This is a genomic window from Rhodanobacter sp. C01 (assembly GCF_002001045.1).
Lineage (GTDB): Bacteria > Pseudomonadota > Gammaproteobacteria > Xanthomonadales > Rhodanobacteraceae > Rhodanobacter.
Window position 1 is genome coordinate 1 of record NZ_MUNR01000007.1, and the last position, 17,053, is coordinate 17,053.

The 17,053-nt window shown below is 63.9% G+C and carries 15 protein-coding genes; 8 read left to right on the top strand and 7 right to left on the bottom strand.

All coding sequences use genetic code 11. From position 1 onward, the window contains the following. Window positions 1-336 precede the first annotated feature (336 nt). Window positions 337-1,548 carry a tyrosine--tRNA ligase gene (tyrS, locus tag B0E50_RS04035; protein ID WP_077439913.1) on the bottom strand — a complete coding sequence of 404 codons (1,212 nt, stop codon included), beginning with the start codon at window positions 1,546-1,548 and terminating at the stop codon, window positions 337-339. 188 nt (window positions 1,549-1,736) lie between these two features. Here tyrS and B0E50_RS04040 point away from each other — a divergent pair, with 188 nt between their 5' ends. Next, a complete protein-coding gene (locus tag B0E50_RS04040) occupies window positions 1,737-3,179 on the top strand; it encodes a peptidoglycan DD-metalloendopeptidase family protein (protein ID WP_077439914.1) in 1,443 nt (480 codons plus the stop codon). 13 nt (window positions 3,180-3,192) lie between these two features. Further along, window positions 3,193-4,347, top strand: a complete 1,155-nt coding sequence (locus B0E50_RS04045; RefSeq protein WP_077439915.1) for an anhydro-N-acetylmuramic acid kinase — start codon at window positions 3,193-3,195, stop codon at window positions 4,345-4,347. On the opposite strand, the gene B0E50_RS04050 is transcribed toward B0E50_RS04045, so the two are convergent. From B0E50_RS04050 to B0E50_RS04060, 3 genes are all read right to left on the bottom strand, one after another. Further along, window positions 4,293-4,604, bottom strand: coding sequence for a hypothetical protein (locus B0E50_RS04050; protein WP_077439916.1), 312 nt, complete (start codon window positions 4,602-4,604; stop codon window positions 4,293-4,295). The two genes, B0E50_RS04045 and B0E50_RS04050, sit on opposite strands and share 55 nt — an antisense overlap. Before the next feature lie 100 nt (window positions 4,605-4,704). Then, entirely contained in the window at window positions 4,705-5,970 is a 1,266-nt protein-coding gene (locus tag B0E50_RS04055) for an MFS transporter (protein ID WP_217343196.1), read from the bottom strand. Then, entirely contained in the window at window positions 5,960-6,730 is a 771-nt protein-coding gene (locus tag B0E50_RS04060) for an exodeoxyribonuclease III (RefSeq protein WP_077440005.1), read from the bottom strand. Before B0E50_RS04060 ends, B0E50_RS04055 begins: the two co-directional genes overlap by 11 nt. A gap of 214 nt (window positions 6,731-6,944) precedes the next feature. Between B0E50_RS04060 and pyrE the strand changes: the two genes are divergently transcribed. Then, window positions 6,945-7,592 (top strand): orotate phosphoribosyltransferase, encoded by a 648-nt coding sequence (gene pyrE, locus B0E50_RS04065; RefSeq protein WP_077440006.1) that lies wholly within the window; start codon window positions 6,945-6,947, stop codon window positions 7,590-7,592. Between the two features lie 118 nt (window positions 7,593-7,710). Then, a complete protein-coding gene (locus tag B0E50_RS04070; RefSeq protein WP_077439917.1) occupies window positions 7,711-8,355 on the top strand; it encodes a DUF4124 domain-containing protein in 645 nt (214 codons plus the stop codon). A 73-nt stretch (window positions 8,356-8,428) separates the two neighbouring features. Here B0E50_RS04070 and B0E50_RS18345 read toward each other — a convergent pair whose 3' ends face one another. The 3 genes from B0E50_RS18345 to coaBC all read right to left on the bottom strand — a co-directional run bounded on the left by B0E50_RS18345 (window position 8,429) and on the right by coaBC (window position 12,495). Beyond that, the gene (locus B0E50_RS18345; RefSeq protein WP_077439918.1) at window positions 8,429-10,771 is read right to left on the bottom strand and encodes a phosphomannomutase/phosphoglucomutase; all 2,343 of its coding nucleotides are present in this window, start codon (window positions 10,769-10,771) and stop codon (window positions 8,429-8,431) included. Window positions 10,772-10,834: 63 nt separating this feature from the next. Further along, window positions 10,835-11,290 carry a dUTP diphosphatase gene (gene dut, locus B0E50_RS04080; protein WP_077440007.1) on the bottom strand — a complete coding sequence of 152 codons (456 nt, stop codon included), beginning with the start codon at window positions 11,288-11,290 and terminating at the stop codon, window positions 10,835-10,837. After that, a complete protein-coding gene (coaBC, locus tag B0E50_RS04085; RefSeq protein WP_077439919.1) occupies window positions 11,290-12,495 on the bottom strand; it encodes a bifunctional phosphopantothenoylcysteine decarboxylase/phosphopantothenate--cysteine ligase CoaBC in 1,206 nt (401 codons plus the stop codon). The genes dut and coaBC overlap by 1 nt, the downstream gene beginning before the upstream one ends. A gap of 96 nt (window positions 12,496-12,591) precedes the next feature. On the opposite strand from coaBC, the gene radC reads away from it, so the two are divergent. From radC to B0E50_RS04105, 4 genes are all read left to right on the top strand, one after another. Next, complete coding sequence (gene radC, locus B0E50_RS04090) at window positions 12,592-13,263, top strand: DNA repair protein RadC (protein ID WP_077439920.1); 672 nt, start codon at window positions 12,592-12,594, stop codon at window positions 13,261-13,263. Window positions 13,264-13,771: 508 nt separating this feature from the next. Further along, complete coding sequence (gene argS, locus B0E50_RS04095) at window positions 13,772-15,460, top strand: arginine--tRNA ligase (protein WP_077439921.1); 1,689 nt, start codon at window positions 13,772-13,774, stop codon at window positions 15,458-15,460. After that, window positions 15,461-16,186: an SPOR domain-containing protein gene (locus tag B0E50_RS04100; protein ID WP_077439922.1), complete on the top strand. Its 726-nt coding sequence runs from the start codon at window positions 15,461-15,463 to the stop codon at window positions 16,184-16,186. An 86-nt stretch (window positions 16,187-16,272) separates the two neighbouring features. Continuing rightward, window positions 16,273-17,025 (top strand): SDR family NAD(P)-dependent oxidoreductase, encoded by a 753-nt coding sequence (locus tag B0E50_RS04105; RefSeq protein ID WP_077440008.1) that lies wholly within the window; start codon window positions 16,273-16,275, stop codon window positions 17,023-17,025. The last annotated feature ends 28 nt before the right edge of the window (window positions 17,026-17,053 follow it).

A 17,053-nucleotide genomic window follows, 5' to 3' on the forward strand; every position in this document is an offset into this window, starting at 1 on the left:
ACACAATTCACCTGCGCACACTGTCAAAGATCTTCTCGCTTGTCGCCGATTTCTCGGTGACGCCCCAAGACGTTTCGTCCTAGGTGAGCCGCCCATTCTACATCGCTTTTGGTGACCGTCAACACCCTCGTTGAAGCTTTTTTCGAGGTCCCGGCGGTCCGTCTTGCGACGTCTGGGCGACTGCGGGCCGCGAATAATACGATCTGTGATTTTTTTAGCAAGCGTTTCTTGAGGCCGGTTTTGCAGATGTGCTGCAAACGGCTGCACTGGCAAGCAATTTTCTTTTCCACGCGCCCGGTTTCGACCCCGTCATGCGGGGTCGAACAACACTTCGGATCACGCCGATACGAGCTTCACACGCGCAAAGTTGCGCTTGCCCACCTGCAGCACACCCTCGAAACCGGCACTGAAGACACGCTGTGCGTCTTCCACGACTTCAGCGTCGATGCGCACGGCCCGTTCCTTCAGTTTGCGACTGGCTTCGGAATTGCTCGCAGTCAGCCCGGCCGCCGTCAACAAAGCACCAAGCCGCAGGCCTTCGGGAGGCACAACGATGTCAGCTTGCGGCAAGAGCGAGGTATCGCCCTCGCCACGCACGACCGCATGCCAGCCGGCGATCGCGAGTTCGGCAGCCGCCGCGCCGTGAAAGCGCGTGGTCAGTTCGCGCGCGAGGCGCAGCTTGGCATCGCGCGGATTGAGCGCGCCGCTGGCGATGTCCTTCTTCATCAGCGCCAGCTCATCCATCGATACCTCGAAGCTGAGCAGTTCGAACCAGCGCCACATCAACTCGTCGCCGATCTTCATGGTCTTGGTGACGATGTCGATCGCCGGCTCGTTGATGCCGATGTAGTTGCCAAGCGACTTGGACATCTTGTTGACGCCATCCAGACCCTCGAGCAACGGCATGGTCAGCACGATCTGCGGCGGCTGGCCGTGATGTTCCTGCAAGCCTCGGCCCATCAGCAGGTTGAATTTCTGGTCGGTGCCGCCGAGCTCGACGTCACACTTGAGCGCGACCGAGTCATAGCCCTGCACCAGCGGATACAGGAATTCGTGGATCGCGATCGGCTGCTGCGCGGCATAGCGCTTGGCGAAGTCGTCGCGCTCGAGCATGCGCGCCACGGTGTGCTGGGCGGCCAGCTTGATCATGTCGGCGGCCGTCATGTGGCCGAACCATTCGGAATTGAAGCGCAGCTCGGTCTTCTCCCGATCCAGCACCTTGTAGACCTGCTCGGCATAGGTCTCGGCATTGGCCAGCACATCTTCGCGAGTGAGTGGCTTGCGCGTGATGTTCTTGCCGGTGGGGTCGCCGATCATGCCGGTGAAGTCGCCAATCAGGAAAATCACCTGGTGACCCAGATCCTGGAACTGGCGCATCTTGTTCAACAGCACGGTATGGCCGAGATGCAGATCCGGCGCCGTCGGGTCAAAACCGGCCTTGATCCGCAACGGACGGCCGCTTTTCAGGCGCTCAGCCAGATCCTCCTGCTTGATGATTTCGTCGGCGCCACGCGCAATCGTGGCCAGCGCCTGCTCAAGCTCGCTCATGTATCTCTCTCTGAATAAGGTGACAGTGGCGGAACCGCAACGAGGGAACCCGCCCGTGCGATCAACGTTAATTGTGCGTTAACCAGAAATGTTGCGCAAACCCTTGATGGAAAAGGCGTTGACGCCATTTACACATGGCCGTTATGGTACGCGCAGTTTGTTACTTTGTACCGCGGGACGCATACGGCATGACAGAAGAAAAAAGGGGGACGCTGCATGCACGCAAGCAGGCAATCAGCCGCAAGGCGCAGCGTCGACACTCCCACTTCTACGAGCGCTTTGCGCACTGGTCGTTCAACCGCTCGGCCGAAGTCGAACCGATTCACTGGCATCGTGAGCGCTGGGTCCTTGCCGGGACCGCCCTGCTGATCACCTTGTTGTCCGGTTTCATCATGCCCGCGTGGGCCAGCGCAATGCGCCCGGCACCGGCGCCCGAAGCGCATGCTCTACTGTCGCTGGCGCTTCCCAAGGTCGAGCCGGTCAGCACGGTGGCACCCACCGTGGACGACTGGCAAGTGGTGCGGGTACAACCGGGCCAGACGCTGTCGGACATCTTTACCGGCCGCGGTCTCGGCATGACCGATCTGCAGAAGGTGATCGACGCAGCCGGAAGTGCGAAGGCCGCCCTGCACAACATCCGCCCTGGTGAGGAATTCGATTTTCTGCTCAGCAGCGATGGCAGCCTCAAGGGGCTGCGTTTCGATCAGGACCAGGCCAGTCGGGCCACCGTACGGCTCGATGGCACGCAACCCACGGTTTCCATCCAGCAGCGCGACATGGATTTGCGCGAACAGGTGGCGCATGGCGTGATCCGCAGCAGCCTGTATGCCGCCGGTGACCAGGCTGGCATGGACGCCGCGATGGTCGGCAAGCTGGCCGACCTGTTCAAGTACGACATCGACTTCGTGCAGGATCTGCGCGTCGGCGACAGCTTCACCGTGATCTATGACGATCTCTACCGCGACGGTGTGCGCTACGGCGAAGGCAATATCGTCGCCGCCGAATTCATCAACCAGGGTGAGCGCTACACCGCCTACCGTTTCAAGAAGGCCGATGGCGACTACGGCTGGTTCAGCGAGGACGGACGGCCGATCCAGAAATCCTTCCTGCGCATCCCGGTCGACTTTACCCGCATTTCCTCGACCTTCAGCGCAGCACGCATGCACCCGATCCTCGGCCTCATGCGCGCGCACAAGGGCGTCGACTACGCCGCACCCACCGGCACGCCGATCCATGCCGCCGGCGACGGCGTGATCAAGTTCAAGGGATGGATGAACGGCTACGGCAACTTCGTGATCATCCAGCACAACAGCACGATCAGCACCGCTTACGGCCACATGTCACGTTTCGCCACCGAAAAAGTCGGCCAGCATGTGAGCCAGGGCCAGGTGATCGGTTTCGTGGGCATGACCGGCTTGGCCACCGGCCCGCACCTGCACTACGAATTCCGAGTCAATGGGGTACAGCGCAATCCACAGACGGTGACCTTGCCGAAGCCCGAGCTGCTGCCAGCTGCCCAGTTGGCCAGGTTCAAGGCACAGGTGGTGCAACCCCAGCTGGCCCGGCTGACCGAGCTGGATGCCCAGATCAAGCTGGCACACGCCAACGCGCCCACCAACAACGACAACTGAGCATTCGACGAGCGTGGATGACGCCTCGGCGCTTTATCTCGGCCTGATCTCCGGCACCAGCGCGGACAGCATCGATGCTGCCCTGGTCAGCTTCAGCCGTGGCGTGCCGCAGTTGCAGGCCGCACACACGCACCCATGGCCACCCGCCTTGCGCGAGCGCATGCTGACGCTGGCGCAAGGCGAGGCCGCGCTGGACCTGGACGCGTTTGGACGGCTGGACGTCGAAATCGGCCACCACTTCGCCGATGCGGTGCTGCAGCTGCTCGTACAGAGCGGCACGCCCGCACACGCGATACGTGCAGTCGGCTCGCATGGCCAGACCATCCGCCATCGCCCGACCGGCGAATATCCGTTCACGCTGCAACTGGGCGACCCCAGCATCATCGCCGAACGCTGTGGCATCGACGTCGTGGCGGATTTCCGGCGCGCCGATATGGCTGCCGGAGGGCAGGGTGCACCGCTGTTGCCGGCGCTGCATGCCATGCTGCTGGCCCGGCCAGGGCATGCGCGTGTGGTGCTCAACCTCGGCGGCATTGCCAATATCACCGTACTCGGTGCAGATGGCGGCGTGCATGGTTTCGACACCGGCCCGGCAAACGGCCTGCTGGATGCCTGGTGCCTGCGTCATCGCGGCGAGGCGTTCGATCGCGACGGTACGTTCGCGGCGAGCGGCCGGGTCGATCCCGCCCTGCTCGATGCCTTGTTGGCCGACAATTATTTCGCGCTGCCACCCCCCAAAAGCACCGGGCGTGAACACTTCCATCTGGCGTGGCTGGCCATGCATCCCCAGCTGGCCTCGTTGAGCCCGGCCGACGTGCAGGCGACCTTGCTGGAACTGACCGCACGCAGCGTCGCCATTGCCATTGAACAGCAGGCACCCAGCGCCGAAGAGATCATGGTTTGTGGTGGTGGCGTGCACAACGGCGCGCTGATGCAGCGACTGGGCGAACTGCTGGCCCCGCGTAATCTTTGCAGCACGGCGCGCTACAACATCGATCCGGATTTTCTCGAGGCCACCGCATTTGCATGGCTGGCGCGTCAGCGCCTGCTTGGATTGCCCGGCAATCTACCTGCGGTTACTGGTGCGCGCGGCCCCCGATTACTGGGCGCGATCTACTCCGCCCCGGCCATTGAGCCCTCGACGCGGACACTTTCGGGCGCCAGCTGAGTCGGGCGCGTCTGCGTCAGTGCGCGCAGCGCTTCCTGGAATACGCCCTTTTCCTCGACCTCCCAGTGACCGCCCAGTTCAGTCAATGCCTCCGGTTCACGCAGAGACTCGCTGAACTGCTGCGCTGCCGACATACCCAGCCCATTGCGCAAGGCATACAACAAGACATCGTTGACCGCCCACTGCCGATCCCTGGCCAGCGCGTGGATGCGTTCGGCCAGCAAGGTATCGACGTGCTGCAAGATCATGTCCGGCATAGACATCGTTCCTTAAGTCACGCGGGGACTGGAGGAATCCCTCATGGTGGTTAGGATTCTGACCGATCCGGCGATCACTTCCGTGGCCTGGTTGGCAATCTCAATGCGGCTGGACCAGTTCGACGCGATGAATCGCTTGGCGCAACACGATCACCAGCAACAGCCCCGGAATCGCCGACAGGACGGTGATTACGAAAAACGTCGACCAACCCACTTGCGGCACCAACCATGCCGCCACCGGCCCCAGGAATACCCGCCCCACCGCCGACAGCGACGAAAGCAGCGCGTACTGGGTCGCCGAGAAACGCATATTGCATAGCGCCGTCACCAACACCACGAACGCGGTGCTGCCCAACCCGCTGAAGAAGTTCTCCAACCCCACCACGGTGGCCAACGCATAGATATCCGGACCACTGTGCACCAGCCAGATATACCCCAGGTTCACCAGCGCCTGCGCCACTCCCAGCAGCAGCAACGCGGGAAACAGCCGTATCCGTGTCACCACCCAGCCACCGGCCAATGCGCCGAGCAGCCCGGCGATCAAGCCGAAGGTCTTGTTGATCGCCCCCAGCTGAGTCAGCGTGAATTGCGGCACACGCAGCAGGAAGGTGGTCGACAACGACAAGGCAAAGGCATCGCTCAGCTTGTACAGCACCATCAATGCCAGCCAAGCCAGAGCAAGCACACCGTAGCGCTCAAAGAAATCCACGAACGGCCGCACCACCGCCTCGGCGAAGCTCCGCGCAGGTTGCTCGTCCGGCGCATCCGGCGACAGCACGGTGACCAGCATCGACCCCAGCATCAACGCACCCATCAACCGGTATACCCACGCCCAGCCCAACCGGTCGGCGAGGATCAGTGCCAACGCACCGGAGACCAGCATGCCGAGCCGATAGCCGCCCTGCGAAAACGCGGTGCCCCAGCCGCGCTCGGCCGGCGGCAGCAGGTCGGTGCGATGCGCGTCGTAGGCAATGTCCTGGGTGGCCGAGGCAAACGCCAGCAGTACGCCAAAGAACGCGATCGTTGTGGCCGCGCCTTCCGGCGTATAGAAGCTCATGCTGATCAGTGCGGCGCCACAGAGCAGCTGCATCAGCAGGATCCAGCCCCGACGGCGACCGAGGAACGGCAACGGCAGGCGATCCAGCAACGGCGCCCACAAGAACTTGAACACGTAGGCCTGGCTGATCAGGGTGACCCAGCCGATCGCCTTGAGGCTCATTCCTGCCGTGGTGAACCACGCCTGCAACGTGCTCAGCGACAACGCCAGCGGCAGGCCCGAAGCAAAGCCGAGCAAGCCGATGCTGAGCACGCGCCATGGGCGAGCCGGCATCATCGCCGTGGTCGGCAACGCCGGCTCAGTCGGCATAGTCCACCGTGTACGGCGCATGGTCGGAGAAGCGCTGCTCTCGATAGATTGAGCAAGCGCTCAGACGCTCGCGCAGCGACGGTGTGCAGACCTGGTAATCGATGCGCCATCCGACATTGTTCGCCCGCGCCTGGCCGCGATTCGACCACCAGGTATATTCAACCGCGTCAGGTTTGATCGCGCGGAAGCTGTCGACCCAGCCGCGCTGCTGGAACAGCAGGTCCAGCCACGCGCGCTCCTCGGGCAGGCAGCCGGAATTCTTCTGGTTCGAGCTCCAGTTCTTGATGTCGTTCCTGGTGTGCACGATGTTCCAGTCGCCGCAGATCACATAGTCGCGACCGCTCTTCAGCCACTTGTCGAAGATTGGCGTGATCCACTCCATCGCCTTGAACTTGAACTGCTGGCGCTCGTCTCCCGAGGAACCGGACGGGAAGTACAGCGACACTACCGAGAGGTTGCCGAAGCGCGCCTCGATGTAGCGGCCCTCGTTGTCGAACTCGTCCCAGCCCAGCTCGGTCAGCACCTGGTCCGGCTCACGCTTCGCATAGATAGCCACGCCGCTGTAGCCCTTCTTGCTGGTCGCATCGCGATAGAAACAATGATGGCCGTCGGGACGGAACATCGGGTCACTGAGTTGATCTTCCTGTGCCTTGGTTTCCTGCAGGCAGACCACATCGGCGTCCTGCTTGCGCAACCAGTCGAACACGCCCTTGGTCGCGGCCGAGCGGATGCCGTTGGCGTTGAGGCTGATGATGCGCATGGCGTCTCCCGGATGCTGATGGGTCATCATAACAACGTAGTGCAGGGCCACCGAGATCGCGCATGAATCATCGCTCACCGGTATTGCACTTGCCACGGCCTCGCTACGCTGGCGACGGCGTCAGTGGCAGCAGCGAGCTGTACCATGATGGCTGCCCCGGCACGTCATATCGATGGCGTGCACGGCCCTGAACTCCAGCTCGCGAGACGACCCGGTGCACGACTATCAGCGCGACTTCATCGAACTCACCCTGCAACGCGAAGTACTTCGCTTCGGCGAATTCACCCTGAAATCCGGTCGGCAAAGCCCGTATTTCTTCAATATGGGGCGGATCGATTCCGGTGCCGCGCTGGCCCAGCTCGGGCGGGCCTATGCCGCTGCCGTGGTGAACGCGGGAATCCAGGTCGACATGCTGTTTGGTCCGGCCTACAAGGGCATCGCGCTGGCCGCAGCCACCGCGATTGCACTGGCCGACCAGCATCAGCGCGACCTGCCGTGGGCCTACAATCGCAAGGAAGCAAAGGATCATGGCGAAGGCGGTGTACTGGTCGGCGCGCCACTCACGGGTCGCGTGCTGATCGTCGACGACGTGATGACGGCCGGCACGGCAGTACGCGAATCGCTGGCCCTGATCCGTGCACACGGCGCGGAACCCGCCGGCGTGCTGATCGCCCTGGACCGGCAGGAGCGCGGGCAGGGCGAACGCTCCGCCGCGCAGGAAGTCGCCGCCGATTACGGCATTCCGGTGATCGCGATCACCGGCCTCGACGATGTGCTCGCGTACGCCGGCGAGCACCCCCAGCTGGCCGCCGAGCACGCGCGACTGCTGGCCTACCGCGAGCGCTATGGTGTTCAGCGCTGAGTTCACGCGTTGACGGATACACTTCGGGCGAACCCGATCACAGTGGCAGCCGTTGCCAACGACCCGAAGCCACGCAGCGTGATGGCGATGGCTATACTGGCGGCAAGGGGGAAAGTTGATGCGAAAGTCATTGCCTGTCATTGCCGTTGCCACATTGCTCGCGAGTTTGTCGGTAAACGCCCAGAAGACCAGCCACAGCGTCCACTACAAATGGCACGATGGGCAGGGGTTGCTGCAATTCAGCGACAGCCTCAGTGCCGACGCCATGAAGTACGGTTACGACGTGGTCAACGACCAGGGCGTGGTCATCCAGCACGTGCCACGCCAGATGACGGCGACGGAACGTGCCGCCGCCAACAAATTGGCCGAGCAACAGGCGGCCAAGCAGCGCGCGGCGCAGGAAATCGCCAATGCCGAGGCGCAGATGCTGGCCGCCTACCCGGACGAGGAGTCGTACCGGATCTTTCAACAGCAGGAGCTGGACACCATCGACCAGCAGATCCACACCATCCAGATCAACCTGCGCAGCCAGGAAAAGGCCCTGACCGACCTGCTCGCCCGCGCCGCCGATCTCGAGCGCGCGAAGCAGCCGGTGCCGAAATTCCTGACCGACAGCATCGCCAAGCAGCGTGATGTGGTTACCGGGCAGCGCAACACGCTGGAACACCAGCAGGCCCTGCGCGCGCAAACCGTGCAGCAGCAGGCGGCCAAGCTGGCACGTTACCGCGAACTGAAGGCGGCACAGGAAAAAGCCGAACAGTAACCAATCCGGTCGACAAGGCAGCAGGGCCGGTGCAAGCCGGCCCTGCGTGATTTTGGCGAGGCTGGATGAACCGTCAGAACGGCAGCTTCAGCTGGTTGTCAACCTTCAGCAGCTGGTCGCGGAAGACCTGCTGGATACGCTTCAGCGCGACCGGATTGTCCGCTTCGAAACGCAGCACCAGCACCGGCGTGGTGTTGGAGGCGCGCACCAGACCCCAGCCATCGGACCAGTCCGCGCGCACGCCATCGATGGTGATCAGGGTGGCCTCATCGAAGCTGGCCTGCTGACGCAGCTTGTCCATGAAGCGGTAATGCTCGCCCTCGGCCAACTCGATCTTCAACTCGGGCGTGGAAACACTCTTGGGCAGGGTGGCAAAGATCTCCTCCGGCGTACGCCCGTGCAGATCGCCACCGAGGATCTCCAGCAGTCGCGCGGCTGCGTAGATGCCGTCGTCGAACCCGTACCAGCGCTCCTTGAAGAAGAAATGGCCGCTCATCTCCCCGGCCAGTTCCGCACCAGTCTCGCGCATCTTCGCCTTGATCAGCGAATGTCCCGTGCGCCACATCAGCGGACTGCCGCCGGCGTCGAGTATCTGGCCTTTCAGATGATTGGTGCACTTCACGTCATAGATGATCGTGGCGCCGGGCTGGCGCGACAGCACGTCGCGTGCGAACAGCATCAGCAGGCGATCCGGATAGATGATCTCGCCGGACTGGGTGACCACGCCGAGACGGTCGCCATCGCCATCGAACGCCATGCCCAGATCGGCACCGGTCTGCTTCACCGCAAGGATCAGGTCCTCCAGGTTGTGCGGGTCGGAAGGATCCGGATGATGGTTCGGGAAGTTGCCGTCGACGTCGCAGTACAGCGGAATCACCTCGCAACCGACACCCTCTAGGACCTGCGGCGCGATCGCGCCGGGGATGCCGTTGCCGCAATCGACGACGATCTTCAGGTGACGCTCGGCCAGCACGTCCGAGACGATCTTCTCGATATAGTCGGGCGCCACGTCGACCTGACGCAGACTGCCCTGACCACCGCTTTGCAGCGCACCGCTGGCGATGCGCTGGTACAGATCCTGGATCGCACCCTCGGACAGCGTCTCACCGCCAACCACGATCTTGAAGCCGTTGTAGTCCGGCGGGTTGTGGCTGCCGGTAACCGCCACGCAACAACCGGTGTTGAAGCGGTAAGCCGCGTAGTACACGACCGGCGTCGGTGCTGCACCCACATCGATCACGTCGATGCCGGCGGCGCGCAGGCCGTCGGCCAGCGCGCCCGCCAGTTCCGGCCCGGAGAGGCGACCATCGCGACCCACCACGATTTCACGCAAGCCCTTCTCGCCCATCAGGCTGCCGATCGACTGACCGAGCGCGTAGGCGACCTCCTTGTTCAGGGTCTTGCCAACTATGCCGCGCACGTCATACGCCCGGAAAATGCCCGGATCCACGCTGACCACCGGGACGACCGGTGAAGCCGGGACCGGCTGCGAGACTTTCGGGGCAGCTGCCGGAAGAGGCGCCGGATTGGCGGGTACATCTTTGATACTTGCAGACAATTCCAACTCTCCATCTTCACGGGATGCCAGCGGCATCCGCCACTGCGTACGCAGCCAGAACAGGAAGCCGCCACCGCCCAGTCCCAGCAAAGTCAGCAGTCCGCTGAGCAACCAGGAATGCGGCAGCACGATGAAGGCACCCGGCAATCCGACAGCCACGCTGAACACGCTACCAGCCACTGGTTTGCCAGCCACTTCCGACTCGGCGACTCCGGATCCGTTCGACAACAGGCTGATGTCACCATGGTCATTGCCCTGACGCAGCTCCAGCCGACCGCCGGCCGGCGAGATCGACTCGAAACGTTGCTTCAGGGGTTCGAACGGCAACTCGACCCAGGCCCAGGCCCGCGCCTGTTGCGGCGGCCCCAGTGGAATCACCAGGCTCAGCCGGCGATCGCCATTGCCATAGGACACCGTCTGCGCCAGCGGCACGCCGTCGGCGCTTTGCGCAGCCATCAACTGGGCTGCCTTGGCATAGCCGAAACTGCGGTAATTCGCTTTCAACACCTCGTCCAGATCACCGCTGTACAACTCGAGCTTCTTCACCTGCGGCAGTTGCTGGCGCAGGGCTGCCGCGGATTGCACCGGATCGCTCATCAGGGTGGCCGGGTCCGTCGTCACCAACACCTTCTCGATCCTGCCGCGCTGCATGGCGATCTCGTCGGCCAGGGCATGCACAGCCTGATCCTGGGCGGCATGCACCTGTGCGATCGCACTGCCTTCGCCGGCGATCAGCCAGGTCTGCCACGCGCAGAAAAGCCCGAGCATCAGCAGCACGGTGCCGCCGACCAGCGGCAGCAGGTTGCGCCAGTCGATCTGCAGTTGTCGCAACCGTTCCCTTGCGATGTCTATCGCCATGTCCGCCCCGCAGGTTGTGCCCGCAAAATCAGTCCGGCGCGCCCCTCGCGCCGGTCCAGCCCGTCATTGGATACCGGTCGAGCCAAATCCGCCGCTGCCGCGTTCGCTCGGTGCGAAGTCCGTCACGATGTTCAACCGTGGCTGCCCCACCGGCACCAGGAGTAACTGCGCAATGCGATCGCCCACCGCAATGGTGTACGGCTGCGTACCGCGATTCCAGCATGAAATCATCAGCGGCCCCTGGTAATCGGCATCGATCACTCCGACCAGATTGCCCATCACCAGACCATGTTTGTGACCCAGCCCCGAGCGCGGCACGATCAACGCGCACCAGCCGGGATCGCCGATATGGATCGCGACGCCGCTCGGTACCAGCGCACTCTCGCCTGGCGCCAGCGTCAGTGGCGCCTCCAGCGCGGCGCGCAGATCCATCCCGGCACTGCCAGGGGTGGCGGCCTGCGGCAACGGGATGCTGTCACCCAGACGGGCATCGAGAATCTTCAGCTCGATGTCGAGCATCATCCGCGTACCGCCCGATAACGCTCAGCAATATGGGCAATCAACTGGCGTGCCAGCTCCGGCTTGGCCGAACGCGGCAGCTCGACCGTGCCACCGGCCCAGTAAAGGTTCAAGGCGTTATCCGGCGCCTCGAAACCAAGGCCTTCTCCCACCTGGTTGGCAGCAATCATGTCCAGTCCCTTGCGTTGCAGTTTGTCTTGCGCGTAGCTCGCCACCTCACGTGTCTCGGCAGCGAAACCGACCAGAAACGGATGCACGGTTCGTGCCGACAGGCTGGCCAGAATGTCCGGATTCTCGTCGAGCTGCAGCGTCAGGGCCGCACCCGACTGCTTTTTCAGCTTGTGCGCGGCGACTTCCAGCGGTCGGTAGTCGCCCACTGCCGCCGCACCGATGTAAATGTCCGTTTGGGCCGAAGCTTCCAGCACCGCGGCATGCATCTGTGCCGCGCTGCGCACATCGATGCGTCGCGCGACCCCGGCCGGCGTTGCCAGACTCACCGGGCCGGCCACCAGAGTCACCACGGCACCGGCCTGCGCTGCTGCCGCGGCGACGGCGAAACCCATCCGGCCCGAGCTGCGGTTGCCGATGAAACGCACCGGATCGATGTCCTCGTAGGTCGGGCCGGCACTGACCAGCACATGCAGGCCAGCCAGCACCTGATTGCCGAATGACGCCAGCAGCGCGTCGCGCAAGTCGTGCGGTTCCAGCATGCGACCACTGCCGACATCACCGCAGGCCTGCTCACCGGCGGCCGGCCCCAGCAGGTGCGTGCCGCGCTGACGCAGCAGGTCGACATTCGCCTGTACGGCAGGATGTGCCCACATCTGCTGGTTCATCGCTGGCGCCAGATACAACGGCGCGGCGCTGGCCAGACACAAGGTACTCAACAGATCGTCGGCATGGCCGTGCGCGAGACGGGCGATCATGTCGGCGCTTGCCGGTGCAACCAAGATGCGTTCGGCCCAGCGCGCCAGTTCGATATGCCCCATCGCCGCCTCGGCGCCTTCATCCCACAACGAGACGCGCACCGGCTGGCCGGACAGCGCCTGAAACGTGGTCGGACCGACAAAGTGGGTGGCGCCCTCGGTCATCACTACGCGCACCTCGGCATCCAGCTCGCGCAGGCGGCGAACCAGTTCGCAGGACTTGTAGGCGGCGATGCCGCCGGATACTCCCAGCAGGATGCGGCGTTGGGCAAGACTCATGTAAGGCGGGCCTGACAATCGGGCAGACCCTTAGCTTACCGGATTCATTCACCTCAACCGCTGCCCGGTACCGGCGTCATCCGGCAAGTTGAAAGCATGAGCATCCGCGACTGGCCCGAGGGCGAACGTCCCCGCGAAAAATTGCTGGCCCGCGGCAGTGCCGCGCTGTCCGACGCCGAACTACTGGCCGTGCTGCTGGGCAGCGGTAGCCGGGGCAAGGATGCGATCGCGCTGGGTCGCGAATTGCTCACCCGTGCCGGCAGCCTGAACGCGTTGCTTGGCCAGCCCGGGCAGCCGATGCGCGTCGACGGGCTCGGGCCAGCCAAGCGCACGCGGATCGCCGCTGCGCTGGAACTGGCCCGGCGCAGCCTGGCCGAACAGCTGCAGCAGAAGCCGAGTCTGGGCAATCCGCGCGACAGTGGCGATTACCTGCGGGCACAGCTGCGTCATCTGCCTTACGAAGTGTTCGGCTGCCTGTACCTGGACAATCGCCATCGCGTACTGGCGTTCGAGGAACTGTTCCGCGGCACTGTCGACGGCGCCAGCGTGCATCCGCGCGAGGTGGTGCGGGCCTGCCTCAGTTATAACGCCTGCGCGGTGATCTTCGCGCACAACCATCCATCGGGGGTTGCCGAGCCCAGCGCGGCCGACCGTGCGATCACCCGGGAACTGCGCGAGGCCCTGCAGCTGGTCGGGGTCCGCGTGCTCGACCACTTGGTGATCGGCAGCGGTGAACCGGTGTCGATGGCAGCCCGCGGCCTGCTCTGATTCCTGTACGTACCCATAAAAAACGGCGTGGAATGAACCACGCCGTCGGGGCCGCTTTGGGAGGGGAGATCGCGGCGTCTCCGGCACCTGACAAGGAGGGGAGTCGTGTCAGGCACCCAGCCAGTGTCGCAATGCCGCATGACAGGGTGATGACTCGAGAGTCGTTGTGCAGGGATGCCGCCAAGTCAGCGAAACTTATGCACAAATCGCGCAGATGCCCACTTGCCGGGCAAATCGTGCACTTCACTCCACGTTAATCAAATAATTCATTGAAATAGATCATGTTTTAATTATTTTCGCGTGATTTTAGCCAGCGAATGACTGCGAGCCTGTGCCTTGCCGCCGCTTTCCCCACAGACTTATCCACAGGGCGCAACGCCGCGGTGCATCACGATTCAGGAAGCGCTGCGGCGACGAGTGAACGGGCCGGGCCGGTTCGCTGCAGGCAGCCAACGGCAGCATGGCGGTCTGTTAGGATTGGCGGTTCCATCACGAATCCGACTCCACCGTGAAAGAACAGTTGCGCGAACTGGTGCTGCAGGCCATCCGGACCCTGCAAGGCAATGCCTCTCTGCCCACCGACCTGATCCTGCCCGGGTTCGTGATCGAGCGTGCGCGCAGCCGCGAACATGGCGACTTTGCCAGCAACGTCGCCATGTTGCTGGCCAAGGCAGCCCGCGCCAAACCACGCGAACTGGCCGACCAACTGGTCGCCGCACTGCCCGCGAATGCACTGGTGGAAAAGGTCGAGATCGCCGGCCCCGGCTTCATCAACTTCCATCTGGCTGCCGCTGCGTATCACGCCGAGGTGCGGCGCATCCTGGCTCAGGGTGCCGTGTATGGCCGCAATGAGAACGGTGCAGGCAAGACTGTCGGTGTGGAATTCGTCTCTGCCAACCCGACCGGCCCGCTGCATGTTGGTCATGGTCGTGCTGCCGCCATCGGCGACTGCCTGAGCCGGTTGCTCGACGCCACTGGCTGGAACGTGAAGCGCGAGTTCTATTACAACGATGCCGGCGTGCAGATCGCCAACCTGGCGATCTCGGTGCAGGCGCGCGCGCGCGGCATCACGCCAGCTGACAGCAGCTGGCCAGAGAACGGCTATCGCGGCGACTACATTGCCGACGTGGCGCGCGCCTATCTCGACCGTGAATCGGTGGTCGCCGACGGCGAGACCGTGACTGGCGCAGGAGATGTCGACGATCTCGACGCGATCCGACGCTTCGCCGTAGCCAGTCTTCGCCGCGAGCAGGATCTCGACCTGCAGGCATTCGGCGCCAGCTTCGATGTGTATTTCCTCGAATCCTCGCTGTACAGCGACGGCAAGGTCGAGGAGACCGTGCGCGAGCTGGTCGCCCATGGCCACACCTATGAGGAAGGTGGCGCACTGTGGCTGCGCACGACCGACTATGGTGACGACAAGGACCGCGTGATGCGCAAGTCCGACGGCACTTATACGTATTTCCTGCCTGACGTGGCCTACCACCGCAGCAAGTGGCAGCGCGGTTACGGACGCGCGATCACCGAGCTGGGCTCTGATCATCACGGCTCGCTGGCCCGCGTGAAGGCCGGTCTGCAGGCGCTGGACTGCGGCATCCCGAACGGCTATCCGGAATACGTGCTGCACCAGATGGTGACGGTGATGCGCGGCGGCGAGGAGGTGAAGATCTCCAAGCGCGCCGGCAGCTACGTCACCCTGCGCGACCTGATCGACGAGGTCGGCCGCGACGCCACGCGCTACTTCCTGATCTCGCGCAAGTCCGACTCGCAGCTGGTGTTCGACATCGATCTGGCCCGCTCGCAGAGCAACGACAACCCGGTCTACTACATCCAGTACGCACACGCCCGCGTGTGCAGCGTGCTGCGTCAGGCCGGCGAGAAAGGTTTCACGTTCGACCTGCAGGAAGGCCTGGCCCAGCTGGCCAGGCTGGACAACGAGCACGAGCAGATCCTACTGACCGAGCTGTCGAAATATCCCGAGCTGGTCGACGCCGCCGCCGCGAATCTCGAACCGCATCTGGTCGCGGCGTGGCTGCGCGAGCTGGCCAACGCCTTCCACACCTACTACAACTCGCACCAGTTCCTGGTCGAGGACGCCGCCTTGCGCAACGCGCGGCTGGCGCTGGTGGTAGCGACACGGCAGGTGTTGAAGAATGGTCTGGATTTGTTGGGCCTGGGTGCCCCGGAGAAAATGTAAATGGCAACACGCAAGGGCAAGGGCCGGCAGGCCGTGCGCAACAACACCGGCGGGTTTCCAGGCTGGGGTTACGCCGTCATCGGTATCGTGATCGGCGCCATCCTGATGGCGGTGATGATGCGCGGCAGCCTGCTGACCAGCATGAGCAAGCCCAGCGGCCCGCAGGCGAATCCGCAGGCCACTGCCCAGAACGGCAGTGATGCCGGCCTGGTACCGGCTGCCAGCGAGAGTGCGCCGAAGAAGCCGCAATACGACTTCTACTCGGTGCTGTCGGAGAAGGAAGTGCGCATTCCGGACGCGGAGATCAGTGCGCAGGCACGCGCCGAGCAGCAGCAGAAGCAGCTTGCCGCGCAGCAACAGGCCCAGCAGCAAGCCACCGCCCAGCCGCAGGCCGGCACGTCGCAGGCACCGGCTCAGACGAATGCGCCGGCCGCCGTCAGCGAGAACATCACCGCCGCCCCGGCCAGTGCCGTGCCGACGCCAGCCGCCGGCAGCGGTTACCTGCTGCAGGTCGGCGCGTTCCCGAACGCCGCCGATGCGGAGACACTGAAGGCGAAGATGGCCCTGCAAGGCTTCGTCGCCAATGTGCAGTCGGTCAGCATCAACGGTCAGACCTACCATCGCGTGCGGCTGGGACCATTCCGTTCAGCCACCGAACTGGAATCGACCAAACAGCGACTGGCCAGCGCCGGCATCAATGCGATCGCCTTGAAAGAAGGCAAATAAGGCCGCGCCAAACCAGCAACCTGCGGGACAGGCCGACAACGCGAAAGGTGGCACTGCGCAGTCACGCCACCGGCTACAATTTCCGCATGACACTCAAGACCGCATGGATCACTGGCGCCACCTCCGGGTTTGGCGCCGCCGCCGTGGAGCGTTTCGTGACCGGCGGCTGGCGCGTGATCGCCAGCGGCCGCCGTGCCGAGCGATTGCAGCAGCTGGTGGACCGGCACGGTGCCGAACGCGTACATGCGGCGGCGTTCGACGTGCGTGACGAAGCGGCCATGCGCGCAGCGCATGCAGCGCTGCCGCCCGACTTCGCCTGTATCGACCTGCTGGTCAACAATGCCGGACTGGCGCTGGGCACCGCACCGGCGCAACAGGCCGACCTGGCGCAGTGGACGCAGATGATCGACACCAACGTCACCGCACTGGTGTCGCTGACCCACCTGCTGCTGCCGCAATTGATCGAACGCCGGGGCGCGATCGTCAACATCAGCTCGATCGCCGCCAGCTACGCCTATCGCGGCGGCAACGTGTACGGCGCCACCAAGGCGTTCGTCACCCAGTTCTCGCGGAACCTGCGCAGCGACCTGCACGGCACCGGCGTGCGGGTGAGTTCGGTCGAACCCGGCATGGCCGAGACCGAGTTCACCCTGGTGCGAACCGGCGGCGACCAGGCCGCGTCGGACCAGCTCTATGCCGGAGCCCAACCGATCACCAGCAACGACATCGCCGACACCATCTGGTGGATCGCCAACCTGCCGCCGCACCTCAACATCAACCGCATCGAGGTGATGCCGGTGAGCCAGTCAGCCGCCGGGTTGCAGGTCGCGCGGGACTGAACCACCCGCCGCCCACCCGCGTCGGCGG

Bases quoted from the DNA above. Each gene is read 5' to 3' on its own strand.
- tyrS (WP_077439913.1), bottom strand. From the start codon at position 1,548: ATGAGCGAGCTTGAGCAGGCGCTGGCCACGATTGCGCGTGGCGCCGAC.
- B0E50_RS04040 (WP_077439914.1), top strand. From the start codon at position 1,737: ATGACAGAAGAAAAAAGGGGGACGCTGCATGCACGCAAGCAGGCAATC.
- B0E50_RS04050 (WP_077439916.1), bottom strand. From the start codon at position 4,604: ATGCCGGACATGATCTTGCAGCACGTCGATACCTTGCTGGCCGAACGC.
- B0E50_RS04055 (WP_217343196.1), bottom strand. From the start codon at position 5,970: ATGCCGACTGAGCCGGCGTTGCCGACCACGGCGATGATGCCGGCTCGC.
- B0E50_RS04060 (WP_077440005.1), bottom strand. From the start codon at position 6,730: ATGCGCATCATCAGCCTCAACGCCAACGGCATCCGCTCGGCCGCGACC.
- B0E50_RS04070 (WP_077439917.1), top strand. From the start codon at position 7,711: ATGCGAAAGTCATTGCCTGTCATTGCCGTTGCCACATTGCTCGCGAGT.
- B0E50_RS18345 (WP_077439918.1), bottom strand. From the start codon at position 10,771: ATGGCGATAGACATCGCAAGGGAACGGTTGCGACAACTGCAGATCGAC.
- dut (WP_077440007.1), bottom strand. From the start codon at position 11,290: ATGCTCGACATCGAGCTGAAGATTCTCGATGCCCGTCTGGGTGACAGC.
- coaBC (WP_077439919.1), bottom strand. From the start codon at position 12,495: ATGAGTCTTGCCCAACGCCGCATCCTGCTGGGAGTATCCGGCGGCATC.
- radC (WP_077439920.1), top strand. From the start codon at position 12,592: ATGAGCATCCGCGACTGGCCCGAGGGCGAACGTCCCCGCGAAAAATTG.
- B0E50_RS04100 (WP_077439922.1), top strand. From the start codon at position 15,461: ATGGCAACACGCAAGGGCAAGGGCCGGCAGGCCGTGCGCAACAACACC.
- B0E50_RS04105 (WP_077440008.1), top strand. From the start codon at position 16,273: ATGACACTCAAGACCGCATGGATCACTGGCGCCACCTCCGGGTTTGGC.